We start from the raw sequence: 14,057 nt of genomic DNA on the forward strand, positions 1-14,057 counted from the left end.
ATGACTTCTGCTCACGAAATTACATTTAGGATCTTTTGAACATGGAACACAAAAGCATTGCGTTCATTGGAGCGGGTAACATGGCTCGCTCCATTATTGCTGGCTTGGTTGCCAGTGGCTATCCTTCAACGCTCATCACAGCCACAGGTCGAACAGAGTCTAAACTTGTCGCGCTGGAAGACCAATACAAAGTCAATACCACGACCGACAACTTTGCCGCCACTGAAAATGCTGATGTCGTCGTTTTGGCAGTGAAACCTCAGATGATGGCTGATGTGTGCACAAAGCTTCAAAGCATCGATTATAGTGGCAAACTTGTCATCTCTATTGCTGCTGGTATTTCTGCGGTAAGACTTGAAGAAATGCTGGACGCAAAACTGAACTTAGTTCGGGTTATGCCCAACACGCCTTCTCTCGTCGGAAAAGGAATGAGTGGACTTTTTGCACTACCCTCAGTATCAGAAGAGAACAAGACATTCGCCTTTGATCTCATGGGGTCGGTTGGCGAAGCTTGCTGGGTTGAAACGGAATCTGGCATAAACAACATCATCGCTGCAGCTGGCAGTGCACCGGCGTACTTTTTCTTGTTTATGGAAGCCATGCAAGCTGAAGCAATGGCGCAAGGGTTTGATAAAGACACCGCGAGATTACTGGTACAGCAGTCTGCGATAGGTGCAGCAAAAATGGTGGTGACCAACCCGGATATTGAACTGGGTACATTGCGTGAACAAGTCACCTCAAAAGGTGGAACTACCGCTGAAGCCCTGCGCACATTTAACGAACACCAATTGACAGACATAGTCTCCAAAGCGATGAAAGCTGCTGTAGCTCGCGCAGAAGAGATGGAAAAACAACTCTAACAACTGATTTCTAAAATAAGGGTAAAGAATGAATTCTCTACATTTTCTGGTTTCAACCTTATTTGACCTCTACATAATGGTGGTCATTTTGCGCTTATGGCTACAAATGGCGCGTGCGGATTTCTACAATCCGTTTTCACAGTTTATCGTCAAAGCCACTCAACCTATCGTCGCTCCGTTACGTAGAGTAATTCCCTCTATAGGAAGCTTAGATATGGCAACGCTGCTTTTTGCCTACCTGCTCTGCGTTCTTAAGTACGTTACGATAGTTGCGATATCAACAAATGGTAACTTTGCGTTTGGCGTAGAGTTTCTCTACTTAGGTGCACTTTCTTTGGTGAAAGCCGCGGGTGGGCTGCTGTTCTGGGTTCTATTAATTCGCGCTATCCTGAGCTGGGTAAGCCAAGGTCGAAGCCCTATCGAGTATGTATTCCATCAATTAACAGAGCCAATGTTAGCGCCAATACGTCGTATTCTTCCAGAAATGGGCGGCTTCGATTTAAGCGTACTTGTCCTGTTTATTGTATTGCAGTTTGCCAATATCATGATGGGTGACGTAATCGGAGACATCTGGTTCCGCTTATAATGCCAAAGGCAGTCACGTACAAAAATGATGAGGTAGTGCTAAGGCTTTACATTCAGCCTAAAGCAAGCCGAGACAAAATCGTTGGGGAACATGGTGATGAACTTAAAATCGCTATCACGGCTCCACCGGTCGACGGCAAAGCCAACAGCCACCTCACTAAATATTTAGCGAAGCAATTTAATGTTCCCAAAGGGCAAATCAAAATAGAAAAAGGAGAGCTCGGACGGCATAAGCAAGTTCGAGTTTTCACTCCTAAACAAATGCCCAACGAAATACTAGCCCTCCTTTGAGGGCTTTTTTAGAGGAAGCAATCATGAGCAAATGGCTAACCGCCCTGTTGGCACTGTGCCTAGTCGCGCCAGTCACAGCAGGTCAATTCAAAACCATCAAAAATATCGAAGTTCACTACTCTGCATTTAACACGACATTTCTTACCCCTAAAGTGGCTAGGCAATACGATCTCACTCGAAATGGGTATTCCGCTTTACTGAACATCAGTGTTTTAGATGACTCCAAAATTGGCAAACCCGCCATCACTGCCAAACTGGAAGGTCATGCTAAAAATTTGTTGGGGCAAATACGAGAACTGACGTTTAGAGAAGTCAAAGAAGGTACTGCAATATATTACTTAGCTGAGATTCCGATTACCCATGAAGAGATCATTACTTTCACAGTAGATGTAGATTCAGGCTTATCTGGAAAAGGACAATTACGCTTTACCCAAAAATTCTACGTGGAAGAATAATTGAGCGACAAAAAGAAGAGTAATGGAGTCGCGTAGCTGAAAAGTGATATCCTTGCGCCGCTTCCAATCTTACTGACAGGAAACCTCATAATGAACAAATTGGTATTAGCGACAGGAAATCAGGGCAAAGTAAAAGAAATGGCGACCCTGCTGTCTGAATTCGGCTTCGATGTATTGGCACAAAGCGAATTCAATGTTTCCTCAGTGGCAGAAACTGGTACAACATTTATCGAAAATGCCATCATCAAAGCTCGACACGCTGCAAAAGAAACGGGCTTGCCCGCTATCGCAGACGATTCTGGTCTTGAGGTGGACTTTCTAAAAGGCGCGCCTGGCATCTACTCTGCACGCTACGCTGGCGAAGATGCTTCTGACCAAGATAACCTTGAAAAGCTCTTACAAGCGATGACAGACGTACCAGAAGCACAGAGAACAGCTCGCTTCCATTGTGTACTGGTATTGATGCGCCATGAAAACGATCCTACGCCCATTGTTTGCCATGGAAAATGGGAAGGGAAGATCCTAACTCAAGCGCACGGTGAAAATGGTTTCGGCTACGACCCTATTTTCTATGTACCGGAAGATAATTGCGCGTCTGCGGAATTAGATCCCATTCGCAAGAAGGAACTTTCTCATCGTGGAAAGGCCTTAAGCCAGCTATTTGACCAGCTTAAGCAGCAAGGCATCTAACGTCTTATGCTCACACCACCCGCGTTAAGCCTTTATGTACACATCCCTTGGTGCGTACAAAAGTGCCCCTATTGTGATTTCAATTCGCATGCGCTCAAAGCTGATATACCAGAAGCAGAGTACATTGCTGCACTGCTCGAAGATCTCGAAACAGACATTGAGCGATACAAACTCAATGACAACCCAAGACTGCTGCATTCGATCTTTATTGGAGGCGGCACACCGAGCTTAATTTCGGCAGAAGGTATCTCGGATCTACTCCAAGGTATTGAGCACCGGCTCCCTTTTAAACCGGATATCGAAATTACGATGGAAGCCAATCCAGGGAGTATTGAAGCAGAGCGTTTTGTTGGATATCGGAAAGCAGGCGTCACTCGAATATCTATTGGCGTACAAAGCTTCGAACAAGAAAAGTTAGAACGACTTGGTCGTATTCATGGCAAAGAAGAAGCCGTCAACGCTGCGAAGCTCGCGCATAAGATCGGGCTAAACAGCTTTAATCTTGATCTCATGCATGGTTTACCCGATCAAAGCATAGAGCAGGCTCTCAGCGACCTAGAAAAGGCGATAGAATTAGATCCTCCACACTTATCTTGGTATCAACTGACAATAGAACCCAATACCATGTTCTATTACAAACCGCCGACACTGCCAGATGATGATGACTTGTGGGATATCTTCGATCTCGGACACCAAAAGTTGACCGATGCAGGTTATGTTCAATATGAAATATCTGGCTACAGCAAACCAGAATACCAATGCCAACATAACTTAAACTATTGGCGTTTTGGTGACTACCTTGGCATTGGCTGTGGCTCACACGGAAAAGTCAGCTTTGCAGATGGGCGTATTGTTCGCACCACAAAAGTGAAACATCCACGTGGCTATTTGGCGGCGTATCAGAACATGGTCAAGCCTTACCTTGACAAAGAACAGCAAGTATCAGACGAAGACCGTCCATTTGAGTTCTTTATGAATCGCTTTCGCTTGCTTGAAGCGTGCCCCAAAAAAGATTTCAGCGAGATGACGGGGCTAGACTTCTCGGCGATTCAAGACACAATTAGCAATGCACTTGAGCTTGGCTACTTGTCGGAAACAGAAACCCATTGGCAAGTCACCGAAAAAGGAAAACTTTTCCTTAATGATTTGCTAGAGGCATTTATGCCAGAGGAAGATGAATAGGCAGGAGAACTCCTGCCTAACATTTAAGATCCGACTAGAAAATTGAACGTCCGATTCGCTCTGAAAATAGCTCTAAGGCTTGGGTGCCAGCCAAAGAATTACCAGATGCATCAAGTTCTGGAGACCATACTGCGATCGTCATTTCACCGGGCACAATGGCAACAATCCCTCCACCAACACCAGACTTACCCGGCATGCCAACCCGATACGCAAATTCCCCTGCGCCATCATACAAGCCACATGTCGCCAACAATGCGTTAAGCTGCTTTGTTTGTGTAGGTGTGATCACTTGCTTCCCTGTCTGTACCGATACCCCCTTGTTTGCCAAATAACTGAACGTTTTAGCTAAATCAACACAGCTCATTTTTAATGCGCAGGCATGGAAGTAGTTATTCAGCACAGGAATCACGTCATTTTGGAAATTACTAAATGATCGCATTAAGTAAGCAATTGCTGCATTGCGGTCGCTGTGCATCATTTCCGAGGCCGCCACCACTTTGTCGTACACAATATGAGTATCACCAGATAGCTGGCGAACAAACTCCAGCAATCGCTGTCTTGGTGCAGAAAGGCGGCTATGAAGTAAATCAGCAACCACAATGGCTCCAGCATTAATGAAGGGGTTACGAGGGATTCCCTGCTCCATTTCTAGCTGAATCATCGAGTTGAATGCCTGACCCGATGGCTCTTTTCCAACTCGGCTCCAGATTTCTTCCTGCTGATACAAAACCATGGCAAGCGTTAGGCTTAACGCTTTAGAGATAGACTGAATCGAAAAGGGTTCATCGGCATCGCCAGACTGGAATACTTTCCCGTCGTTGGTATAAACGGCCATCGCCAATTTTTCATTGTGCACTTTTGCTAATGCTGGAATGTAGTCAGCGACTTTGCCTTTCCCAATCAATGGTCGAACATCATCAAGTATGTCGGCAAGCAGTAAGTTTGTAGGTTTCATTAATTAGTGGACCTTAATTTTTATTCTTATCGTTTTTCTTTTTTCGCCCTTTAGAAGAGCAAAAAAGCCAACATAACGTTGGCTTTTTTGGGTCTCATCACCAAATGTATTAATTGGTGTGTGCCCAGAAATAAATTGCTTCTAACTTAAGGCAGTTAGCGCTTAAAAGTTAGCTTACACGCTTAAATTTAATATCCCAAACACCATGCCCCAAACGGTGACCTCGCGCCTCAAACTTAGTCAAAGGGCGATCGTCAGGTCTTGGCACAAAATCACCTTCTTCAGCAATATTTGTGTAGCCAGGCGCTTCATTCATAATTTCAATCATATGCTCTGAGTAATTCTCCCAGTCGGTTGCCATATGGAAGATACCCTCTTCCAATTTCAGTTTTTGGCGAACCATTTCAGCAAAATCAAGCTGAACAATGCGGCGCTTATGGTGACGCTTTTTATGCCACGGGTCTGGGAAGAAAAGTTGAAGTGTCGCCAAGCTGCTGTCTGGAATCATATTTGCAAACACTTCCACCGCATCGTGACACATTACACGCAAGTTAGTAATGCCCGCTTCGCGTGCTGCTGCAAGACAAGCACCAACACCAGGGCTATGTACTTCTATACCAATGAAATTTTTCTCTGGTGCATTTTTAGCCATTTCAACTAATGATGCACCCATTCCGAAACCAATTTCCAGAACCACAGGGTTGTCATTACCAAATACTTCTTTCCAATCAAGAAGCTGTGATTGATAGTCGATACCCATTGTCGGCCAGCACTCATTCATCGCACTTTCCTGACCTTTGGTAAGACGCCCTTCACGACGTACAAAACTGCGAACTTTACGTACCAGTTTGCCGTCTTCAGTGTATTCGTTAGTGGTCACTTCACTCATTGATTTTAGCCTGCGCATTAATTGATCAAAGCGGGGATTATCCAAAGAATTGGCGTTGGTGCAAGTGTTATTCGAAGAAAAAGCCCTTGGCAATTTCACACGCAATCTCCACACACTTTGTCGGTTTTACTTCCAGCCCTAAGTGTGGTGCAATTTTGCCCTTAATAAAAGCAAAAAGCAGAGCATGTCGTGACACCATTCGCAAAGGCAATTTTAACTTGGTATGACGCTTACGGGCGCAAAAGCCTACCGTGGCAACAGAACAAAACCGCGTATTCGGTTTGGCTATCTGAGATCATGCTTCAGCAGACTCAAGTCGCCACCGTCATCCCATACTACGAGCGTTTTCTTAACCGCTTTCCTACAGTAACGGATCTCGCTAATGCCGACCAAGATGAAGTCCTGCATCTATGGACGGGGCTTGGCTACTATGCCCGAGCGAGAAACCTACATAAAGCAGCAAAGGAGGTCGCCGAAAAATACCAAGGTGAATTTCCACAAGATCTGGAGAGCATGAATGCCCTACCAGGGATTGGGCGTTCTACCGCAGCTGCCGTACTTTCGTCTGTTTACAAGCTACCCCACGCCATTCTAGACGGGAACGTAAAGCGTACATTAGCTCGCAGCTTCGCAGTTTCAGGCTGGCCAGGGCAGAAAAAAGTGGAAAATAAACTTTGGGAGTACGCTGAACAGCACACTCCAAACACCAATGTCGATAAATACAATCAAGCGATGATGGATATGGGGGCAATGATTTGCACACGAAGCAAACCAAAATGCACGTTATGCCCTGTATCAACAATGTGTGAAAGCCACAAAAATGGGAATCAACTCGATTACCCTGGTAAAAAACCGAAAAAAGAAAAACCCGTAAAAGAGACTTGGTTTGCGTTGCTCTATCACGATAACCACATATGGCTGGAACAGAGACCACAAAGTGGAATTTGGGGTGGGCTATTTTGTTTCCCTCAAAAAGAAGACCATGAATTGGCGACAGAGTTAGATAAGCGGTCAATTACGGAATCAACCATAGACGAAGAAAAAACGCTTATTGCGTTTCGTCATACCTTCAGCCACTACCATTTAGATATCACTCCCGTTTTGTTCAAACTTTCTAAACAGCCGGACATGGTAATGGAAGGAACGAAGGGTCTCTGGTATAACTTGTCACAACCTGAAGAAATTGGCTTAGCTGCTCCTGTAAAGCAGTTAATTGAAAGCCTACCCTTTGAAATAAATTAAGGAGTCATTATGAGCCGCACTGTATTCTGTGCTCGATTGAAGAAAGACGGAGAGGGATTGGATTTTCAACTGTATCCCGGCGATCTGGGCAAGCGTATTTTTGATAACATCTCGAAAGAGGCATGGGGCATGTGGCAACACAAGCAAACTATGCTTATCAACGAGAAGAAGCTCAACATGATGGACCCTGAACATCGTAAAGAGCTAGAAAAAGAAATGGTCAACTTCTTGTTTGAAGGTAAAGACGTCGTCATCGATGGTTACACGCCACCGAGCGAATGATCACTTAAACGCATAACCTACCTTTACCTTTATCCCTTAAAAAGACATCATTACTTTCATTAACGGTGTCTTTTTCGGGAAAACAATGAAAAAAATAATCTACTTTTTTGCTGCCTTATTGCTCGTGGGATGCAGCCGTGAATTTATCGAAAACATTTACCAAGTAGATTACGAACCCACCAATCGATTTGCTAAGAACCTCGCTGAGCTCCCTGGCCAATTCCAAAAAGACATTGCTGCACTTGATGCGTTGATGAACAGTTTCTCCATTAATATTGAAAGAAAATGGGGCAAAGCAGAAATTCGAGTCGCGGGAAAAAGCAATTACGTAAAATACATAGATAACTATCAAAGCCGTGCAGAAGTCGATTTTGCAAAAGGTAAAGTGACCATTAGTACGGTTTCTTCTACTGAACCGAAAAAACACCTTAAAAATGCCATTGTCACCACATTGCTGACACCTGATGATCCAGCCAGCGTCGATTTGTATTCATCTTCCAATATAAAACTGGAAGGTAGACCTTTTCTTTATCAACAAGTCGTAGACCAAGACAAAAAAGCAATCCAATGGAGCTGGCGCGCAAATCGTTTTGCTGATTACCTCATCGCTAACCAGTTAAAGTCACGAACCATTGATTTCAAAAAATCCTTCTACGTTGAAATTCCGATGGTTAAAGACCATTTTGAGCGCCGCAGCTATAAATACGCTGACATCGTTCAAAGAGCGTCACGCAAGTATGACATCCCCGAAGATCTGATTTACGCCATTATCAAAACCGAGAGTAGCTTCAACCCTTATGCCGTTAGCTGGGCAAATGCTTATGGCTTGATGCAAGTTGTTCCTAAAACAGCAGGTCGCGACGTATTCAAACTCGTCAAAAAGAAGCCAGGGCAACCCTCTCCTGAATACTTATTCGATCCTGAAAAGAATATCGATACAGGTACCGCTTATTTCTACATTCTGAAGAACCGCTACCTAAAAAATGTGAAACACCCGACCTCTTTAGAATACAGTATGATTTCAGCCTACAACGGTGGAACCGGAGGCGTGTTAAATACATTCAATCGTAATGATAGAAAACGAGCCATGAGAGATTTAAATTCCCTTCAACCAAATCAAGTTTATTGGGCTCTGACCAAGAAACACCCGAACAGTGAAGCACGCCGTTATCTGGAAAAAGTGACTAAATTCAAGCGCGACTTCAATTCCGGTAAGAGTTAAGTGTTGAAACTTAGGCATATCGTTTACTTTCTCGACAAAAACGCACTTTTTTGATTTTTTTTGCAAAAAGAAGTTGACGGTAAGGCTGAAAATCCGTTTAATAGCGCTCCGTCGCCCGGATAGCTCAGTCGGTAGAGCAGAGGATTGAAAATCCTCGTGTCGGTGGTTCGATTCCGCCTCCGGGCACCACAATTTGATTGTTGGTGTCTAACTTAGACGTTAACAAAGTAGCAAAGAATTTAGTGTGCCGACTTAGCTCAGTAGGTAGAGCAACTGACTTGTAATCAGTAGGTCACCAGTTCGACTCCGGTAGTCGGCACCATTCTTTTGCCTCGATAGCTCAGTCGGTAGAGCAGAGGATTGAAAATCCTCGTGTCGGTGGTTCGATTCCGCCTCGAGGCACCATTATTTGGTGCTTGTCTTAATAAGATAACGCAAATAATTCCCCCTTAGTTCAGTTGGTAGAACGGCGGACTGTTAATCCGTATGTCGCAGGTTCGAGTCCCGCAGGGGGAGCCACTTTTAAGAAGCCAAGTCGAAAGACTTGGCTTTTTTCGTTTTAACTTTTCCTATAATCCGCATTCGGCTAATACCCCAGACTTCGGCGACTCCATAAACCCCGCGACAGAAGTCATCATCTAAACAGCCAATCTAAAATCATCACTTTTTCGATAAGCAGATACCATAAGAGTCTATGTGAGTATAATGACATTACTCGCCATACAATCGATAAAAGTAAGCCATCTAACAATTAAGATTTCACTTTCTCTTAATGATAATTTTATTGATCACCATCCAAATATTAAAAATTTATGAATTCCCATCGTTAGTTAGTCAAACAAAATAAGATAACGAATTCTATGATTAAAACTTAAACTAATAGAATATCTAGCTAATCATTTTATGCATTAAATATCATAATTTACCAAACAAGATCTCGATTAATTATTCGCCTAGATGTCAATTATTTCGAGCTAAAAATTTAATCTAACTCATACTTTGATATTTAAGCATTATAAAAATATTAAACTCTACCCTAATATGCCGATATAAAGCAGCAGGCAGAAATCGATACTTGGTTTCGGCTGACTTTAATTAGGCAAACTGCCGAGGGGACACCATGAAATTAAAAACTCAATCTTATTTGCTTTCGGCGATCATTCTGGTTTCGCTGCTAGCATTGACCGCCACAGGCTTATGGACACTGCGCGTTGCCAGTAACCTAGATAACAAATCTCGTGTAACCGAGCTATTCAAAAGTACGTATAGCATTTTGGGCGAGATGGAAAAGATGGCGCAAGATGGAACCCTTACTGAAGAGCAAGCAAAAACAATCGCTACTCGTATCCTTCGAAACAATATTTATAAAGATAATGAATATGTTTATGTTGCGGATGAAAACCTCAATTTTGTGGCGACACCTTTAGATCCCCAACTTCATGGAACCAGTTTTCATGATTTCAAAGATGGAAACGGCGGCAGCGTAGGCAGTATTCTTCAGCAAGCGGTAGCAAAAAATCCAAATGGTATTGCGGAATACGTTTGGACGCAAAAACAAGCAGACGATTCGATTGAAGAAAAGCTGTCCATTGCTGAAAAGTCCCAAGTTTGGGGTTGGTACGTAGGTACTGGTATCGGGTTTAATGAAGTGAATGAGCGATTCTGGTCTACCGCTAAATGGCAGCTCACTCTTTGTTTATTCATTGGTGGCGCTATTTTTATTATTCTTCTTCTCGCTATTCGCCGCATGATATCACTACTGGGTGGAGAGCCACAGGAAGTACGTAAAGCTGTTCAAGCTGTCGCTGCGGGTCAAATCCAAGCAAACTTTAACGAAGAGGCAGAGGAAGGCAGTATCTACCACGCTGTACAGCAGATGAGTCGTTCACTTGCGCAATTGGTCAACAACTTAGAAAAATCTATGGTTGCCCTAAGACAAGAGCTATCCGATGTCGAATCACGCGCAGGTGTTATTGCTGGGTTAACAGATACACAGCAACAGTCTACCGAAATGATTGCAACGGCAATGACGGAAATGGCCTCTTCCGCAAACAACGTAGCAGACTCAGCTCGAGACACAGCCTCCAACACCGATGAGGCCGATAGACAAAGCCAAGTCACGCAGCAGCTTATTCACAGTACCGTTGGTAACATTGAAGGTTTGGCAACCCAGCTAGGCACAGCAAGCCAAGCAGTTTCAGACCTAGATAATGACGTAAACAACATTGCAAAAGTATTGGATGTTATTGGTGATATCGCAGAGCAAACAAACCTACTGGCACTAAATGCTGCAATTGAAGCCGCTCGTGCCGGTGAGCAAGGTCGAGGTTTCGCAGTCGTTGCCGATGAAGTAAGAAACCTTGCGGGCAGAACTCAAGGTAGTACTAAAGAGATTCAGCAAATGATCTCTAATCTTCAAGAAGGATCACGCAACGCAATCAACACTATGGGTGTATGTGCTGAAACTAGCCAAAATACGGTTGTTGAGTCAAGAAACGCATCCGAAGCGTTGCAGCACATCGTAGAAGCTTTAGAGTCCATTACCTCAATGAGCCATCAAATTGCTACAGCGGCAGCAGAACAGACTCAAGTTGGCGATGATATATCACAGCGAATCAACATGATTGAAGAAAGTGGTAATCAGCTAAGCAGTGTCGTTTCTGAAAGTCATAACAGCACGCAAACACTGTCTTCACTTTCAAATGAACTGGAAACTTGGGTCAACAAGTTCACCGTGCAAAAATAATATATTAGGGTAATACACAAGGCTAAGAGCGTTCATGACATTCTTAGCCTTTTTTATCACCCAGACATATGTTGAGCTCATGCTTTTCGTCACGATATTCTGATTCCTGTAATGTAAACCGCCTTATAATTGATGGCATTTCCATCTCTAATGCTTAAAAACGTGCCACTAAGTACAGAAAAACATCAAACGATAGGTTTTTTACATTTTTGTATTGACCTCTAAGCCGAAAAGCCTTTTAATACACCCCGTCGCCCGGATAGCTCAGTCGGTAGAGCAGAGGATTGAAAATCCTCGTGTCGGTGGTTCGATTCCGCCTCCGGGCACCATAATTTATGTTGTTGGTGCTTGCACGAACAAACAATGAATAAAGTGTGCCGACTTAGCTCAGTAGGTAGAGCAACTGACTTGTAATCAGTAGGTCACCAGTTCGACTCCGGTAGTCGGCACCATTTATTGTTCCCCCTTAGTTCAGTTGGTAGAACGGCGGACTGTTAATCCGTATGTCGCAGGTTCGAGTCCCGCAGGGGGAGCCACTTTTAAGAATTTAGAATCTATTCTGAATTCATTAGAGCCGACTTAGCTCAGTAGGTAGAGCAACTGACTTGTAATCAGTAGGTCACCAGTTCGATTCCGGTAGTCGGCACCACTCTTGATAGAGTTTAAACAATCAATTCCCCCTTAGTTCAGTTGGTAGAACGGCGGACTGTTAATCCGTATGTCGCAGGTTCGAGTCCCGCAGGGGGAGCCACTTTTAAGAAGCCAAGTCGAAAGACTTGGCTTTTTTCGTTATCTACACCTCAGTAACTCACCCCAACACACGTATCAACTTCATTCGTCTACTGCATTTCTATTATGCTCACTTTCATTGCAATCTAATTCGTTATATATTCTCTCCTGCGCGCCACCTACGCCACCTGCTCGCGGAAAGAGTGATACTCAAGGTATTCAAGCATTACCCTTATGGAAACCACAATTCGGTTTACCTTCTCTTCTGAAAAGCGAGTACAGAAGCAATGAGATGGTGAATATATGAACCCTTTTTCTCTAAACCTTTCGTACTTAAAGAAACAAGCTAAAACACGCCTTAAAGCCATTAAATCGGGCTCTAAAAACGATCTTATTTGGCTCAATGAACACCATATTACCAATATCCAACAATCAGAAAACGTGAAGCTTTCAGATGTCCAACTTGCTATAGCACGTGAACTTAGACTTCCTAGCTGGGCTAAGCTCAAACATCACGTTGAGTTATTGGAAAGTAACAGAAACCAATCTGGCAAGGCTCTTACCCCGCTAGACGACGACCTCCATACACTGCATGTTCGTTGTGGTCATGATATTCAAGGAACACTCAAAAAGTCTGGATTCATTGGAGATTTTCTTCCTTACATCGACCCTTTTTGTATTGGACCCTTGGTAAAGGATGAGCAAAGTTTACTCACTCTACGTTCTGAATTTATCTACCATAACCTTATTTCAGAAATGGAAGGGGTCGATAAATCCATAGAGCACATCCTAGAGGACAGCGTAAGAGACTCCAACCAATTATTGGAAAGTAAGTATCAGAGAGTCGTCCTATGGGTAGAGCATGACAACTACGACCAACTCATGCTAGTTCGCACTCTTGCCCTGCTTTCTTATCAGAGCCTTGACCGTATAGAGTTGATAGAAATCGATAAGTTTCCTGGTGGAGAACGCTTCATTGGCTTAGGGCAGCTACCTTCCGAAGCGTTGAGGGTTCTTTGGGATACACGAAAGGAACTGACTATTGATCACATAACCGCCGCAAAAAGCCTATGGGCGGCATTCTGTTCTCCTACGCCAAAGAAACTCGTAAAGCAATACAATCATATTGATGAATCGTTATTTCCAAACATCAAGCAAGTCATCTTTAGACACTTACAAGAATTACCAAACTCAATATCGAAGCTAGGGTTCACTCAAGAGATCACCATTCAAATACTCAGAAACAGTGAAAAAGAATTGGATTTCAAAACGCTTTTCAAACGCTACCTAGAGGCTGAACCGCTGGTATACCTTGCCGATCTGATGTATTGGGCTGTAATTAAACCCTTAACTCTAGGTGAAAGCCCCATTATTCATGTAAAGGGTATCGATAAAAACGGATGGCAAAAGGCTACAGTCGAGTTGCACGACCGCGACTTTGAATCTGCAACGACCATTGAAAATAAATGGGTAGGAGGAATACAAATCAGCAACGACCAGTATTGGACATGGGATCATAAAGATCTCTCCACTATGAACGCGATCCCCCTTTCTTAGGACCATCTCTGGGTAAGGCTCCATGTGAGCTTTATCCAGAGCATCTTCCTTTTAGAGAGACAAGGCCATCACATTCACGAATAGCTATGAGAAATTTGATACCAACACCATTGAGTATTAAAGCATCTTTATCAAGAAAGGAATAACCATTATTGACTCATGTTGGTGGTCAGAATAGTAAAATAAAGAGCTAGGTAGAACTTGGATTCATTCAGCCGAAAGAGCAAATATATAGCCCTTAATGGTAAGTAAAGACCTCTGCATTACTTTACTACTGAGGTTTCTTAAATAAATGGCGGAGTGGCTGGGGTCGCACACGACCGGGACTCGTTCAACCGTAGGTCGAATATACATTCCCTAAACGCAAAAAAC

At 43.6% G+C, this 14,057-nt stretch carries 13 protein-coding genes and 9 tRNA genes; 20 read left to right on the forward strand and 2 right to left on the reverse strand.

Features of this window, described 5'->3' with window-relative positions; genetic code table 11:
- Window positions 1–41: 41 nt before the first annotated feature.
- The 6 genes from proC to hemW all read left to right on the forward strand — a co-directional run bounded on the left by proC (window position 42) and on the right by hemW (window position 4,063).
- Window positions 42–860 carry a pyrroline-5-carboxylate reductase gene (gene proC, locus VPNCDNU1_RS27295; RefSeq protein WP_104403306.1) on the forward strand — a complete coding sequence of 273 codons (819 nt, stop codon included), beginning with the start codon at window positions 42–44 and terminating at the stop codon, window positions 858–860.
- A 28-nt stretch (window positions 861–888) separates the two neighbouring features.
- The gene (locus VPNCDNU1_RS27300) at window positions 889–1,446 is read left to right on the forward strand and encodes a YggT family protein (protein ID WP_104403307.1); all 558 of its coding nucleotides are present in this window, start codon (window positions 889–891) and stop codon (window positions 1,444–1,446) included.
- Window positions 1,446–1,736, forward strand: a complete 291-nt coding sequence (gene yggU / locus VPNCDNU1_RS27305) for a DUF167 family protein YggU (protein WP_104403308.1) — start codon at window positions 1,446–1,448, stop codon at window positions 1,734–1,736. The genes VPNCDNU1_RS27300 and yggU overlap by 1 nt, the downstream gene beginning before the upstream one ends.
- Window positions 1,737–1,759: 23 nt before the next feature.
- On the forward strand, window positions 1,760–2,191 hold the full coding sequence (locus VPNCDNU1_RS27310) for a DUF4426 domain-containing protein (RefSeq protein WP_104403309.1): 432 nt from the start codon (window positions 1,760–1,762) through the stop codon (window positions 2,189–2,191).
- Between the two features lie 90 nt (window positions 2,192–2,281).
- A complete protein-coding gene (locus VPNCDNU1_RS27315) occupies window positions 2,282–2,881 on the forward strand; it encodes an XTP/dITP diphosphatase (RefSeq protein WP_104403310.1) in 600 nt (199 codons plus the stop codon).
- A 6-nt stretch (window positions 2,882–2,887) separates the two neighbouring features.
- Window positions 2,888–4,063, forward strand: coding sequence for a radical SAM family heme chaperone HemW (hemW, locus tag VPNCDNU1_RS27320; RefSeq protein WP_104403311.1), 1,176 nt, complete (start codon window positions 2,888–2,890; stop codon window positions 4,061–4,063).
- Window positions 4,064–4,097: 34 nt separating this feature from the next.
- Here hemW and glsB read toward each other — a convergent pair whose 3' ends face one another.
- Together glsB and trmB are read right to left on the reverse strand one after the other, a co-directional pair.
- On the reverse strand, window positions 4,098–5,018 hold the full coding sequence (glsB, locus tag VPNCDNU1_RS27325; protein ID WP_104403312.1) for a glutaminase B: 921 nt from the start codon (window positions 5,016–5,018) through the stop codon (window positions 4,098–4,100).
- A 169-nt stretch (window positions 5,019–5,187) separates the two neighbouring features.
- Window positions 5,188–5,907 (reverse strand): tRNA (guanosine(46)-N7)-methyltransferase TrmB, encoded by a 720-nt coding sequence (trmB, locus tag VPNCDNU1_RS27330; RefSeq protein WP_104403318.1) that lies wholly within the window; start codon window positions 5,905–5,907, stop codon window positions 5,188–5,190.
- 189 nt (window positions 5,908–6,096) lie between these two features.
- Between trmB and mutY the strand changes: the two genes are divergently transcribed.
- The 14 genes from mutY to VPNCDNU1_RS27400 all read left to right on the forward strand — a co-directional run bounded on the left by mutY (window position 6,097) and on the right by VPNCDNU1_RS27400 (window position 13,685).
- Window positions 6,097–7,149: an A/G-specific adenine glycosylase gene (mutY, locus tag VPNCDNU1_RS27335; RefSeq protein WP_104403313.1), complete on the forward strand. Its 1,053-nt coding sequence runs from the start codon at window positions 6,097–6,099 to the stop codon at window positions 7,147–7,149.
- A gap of 9 nt (window positions 7,150–7,158) precedes the next feature.
- Complete coding sequence (locus VPNCDNU1_RS27340; RefSeq protein WP_101112575.1) at window positions 7,159–7,431, forward strand: oxidative damage protection protein; 273 nt, start codon at window positions 7,159–7,161, stop codon at window positions 7,429–7,431.
- An 85-nt stretch (window positions 7,432–7,516) separates the two neighbouring features.
- On the forward strand, window positions 7,517–8,653 hold the full coding sequence (mltC, locus tag VPNCDNU1_RS27345) for a membrane-bound lytic murein transglycosylase MltC (RefSeq protein WP_104403314.1): 1,137 nt from the start codon (window positions 7,517–7,519) through the stop codon (window positions 8,651–8,653).
- Window positions 8,654–8,766: 113 nt separating this feature from the next.
- Window positions 8,767–8,842: transfer RNA gene (locus tag VPNCDNU1_RS27350), tRNA-Phe, on the forward strand.
- A gap of 57 nt (window positions 8,843–8,899) precedes the next feature.
- Window positions 8,900–8,975 (forward strand) — tRNA-Thr (locus tag VPNCDNU1_RS27355).
- Window positions 8,976–8,982: 7 nt separating this feature from the next.
- Window positions 8,983–9,058, forward strand: a tRNA-Phe gene (locus VPNCDNU1_RS27360).
- A gap of 38 nt (window positions 9,059–9,096) precedes the next feature.
- Window positions 9,097–9,172, forward strand: a tRNA-Asn gene (locus tag VPNCDNU1_RS27365).
- Window positions 9,173–9,773: 601 nt separating this feature from the next.
- Window positions 9,774–11,399, forward strand: coding sequence for a methyl-accepting chemotaxis protein (locus VPNCDNU1_RS27370; protein WP_104403315.1), 1,626 nt, complete (start codon window positions 9,774–9,776; stop codon window positions 11,397–11,399).
- Between the two features lie 253 nt (window positions 11,400–11,652).
- Window positions 11,653–11,728 (forward strand) — tRNA-Phe (locus VPNCDNU1_RS27375).
- Window positions 11,729–11,775: 47 nt separating this feature from the next.
- Window positions 11,776–11,851, forward strand: a tRNA-Thr gene (locus tag VPNCDNU1_RS27380).
- An 8-nt stretch (window positions 11,852–11,859) separates the two neighbouring features.
- Window positions 11,860–11,935: transfer RNA gene (locus VPNCDNU1_RS27385), tRNA-Asn, on the forward strand.
- A 37-nt stretch (window positions 11,936–11,972) separates the two neighbouring features.
- Window positions 11,973–12,048 (forward strand) — tRNA-Thr (locus VPNCDNU1_RS27390).
- 26 nt (window positions 12,049–12,074) lie between these two features.
- Window positions 12,075–12,150, forward strand: a tRNA-Asn gene (locus VPNCDNU1_RS27395).
- Between the two features lie 281 nt (window positions 12,151–12,431).
- A complete protein-coding gene (locus tag VPNCDNU1_RS27400; RefSeq protein WP_104403316.1) occupies window positions 12,432–13,685 on the forward strand; it encodes a DUF1835 domain-containing protein in 1,254 nt (417 codons plus the stop codon).
- Window positions 13,686–14,057: the final 372 nt, after the last annotated feature.

The organism is Vibrio penaeicida, assembly GCF_002933855.1.
Lineage (GTDB): Bacteria > Pseudomonadota > Gammaproteobacteria > Enterobacterales > Vibrionaceae > Vibrio > Vibrio penaeicida_A.

Excerpts from the sequence above, each read along its gene's own strand:
- mltC (WP_104403314.1), top strand. The coding sequence starts at position 7,517 with ATGAAAAAAATAATCTACTTTTTTGCTGCCTTATTGCTCGTGGGATGC.
- trmB (WP_104403318.1), bottom strand. The coding sequence starts at position 5,907 with ATGAGTGAAGTGACCACTAACGAATACACTGAAGACGGCAAACTGGTA.
- VPNCDNU1_RS27400 (WP_104403316.1), top strand. The coding sequence starts at position 12,432 with ATGAACCCTTTTTCTCTAAACCTTTCGTACTTAAAGAAACAAGCTAAA.
- VPNCDNU1_RS27310 (WP_104403309.1), top strand. The coding sequence starts at position 1,760 with ATGAGCAAATGGCTAACCGCCCTGTTGGCACTGTGCCTAGTCGCGCCA.
- glsB (WP_104403312.1), bottom strand. The coding sequence starts at position 5,018 with ATGAAACCTACAAACTTACTGCTTGCCGACATACTTGATGATGTTCGA.
- VPNCDNU1_RS27370 (WP_104403315.1), top strand. The coding sequence starts at position 9,774 with ATGAAATTAAAAACTCAATCTTATTTGCTTTCGGCGATCATTCTGGTT.
- hemW (WP_104403311.1), top strand. The coding sequence starts at position 2,888 with ATGCTCACACCACCCGCGTTAAGCCTTTATGTACACATCCCTTGGTGC.
- VPNCDNU1_RS27300 (WP_104403307.1), top strand. The coding sequence starts at position 889 with ATGAATTCTCTACATTTTCTGGTTTCAACCTTATTTGACCTCTACATA.
- yggU (WP_104403308.1), top strand. The coding sequence starts at position 1,446 with ATGCCAAAGGCAGTCACGTACAAAAATGATGAGGTAGTGCTAAGGCTT.
- VPNCDNU1_RS27315 (WP_104403310.1), top strand. The coding sequence starts at position 2,282 with ATGAACAAATTGGTATTAGCGACAGGAAATCAGGGCAAAGTAAAAGAA.
- VPNCDNU1_RS27340 (WP_101112575.1), top strand. The coding sequence starts at position 7,159 with ATGAGCCGCACTGTATTCTGTGCTCGATTGAAGAAAGACGGAGAGGGA.
- proC (WP_104403306.1), top strand. The coding sequence starts at position 42 with ATGGAACACAAAAGCATTGCGTTCATTGGAGCGGGTAACATGGCTCGC.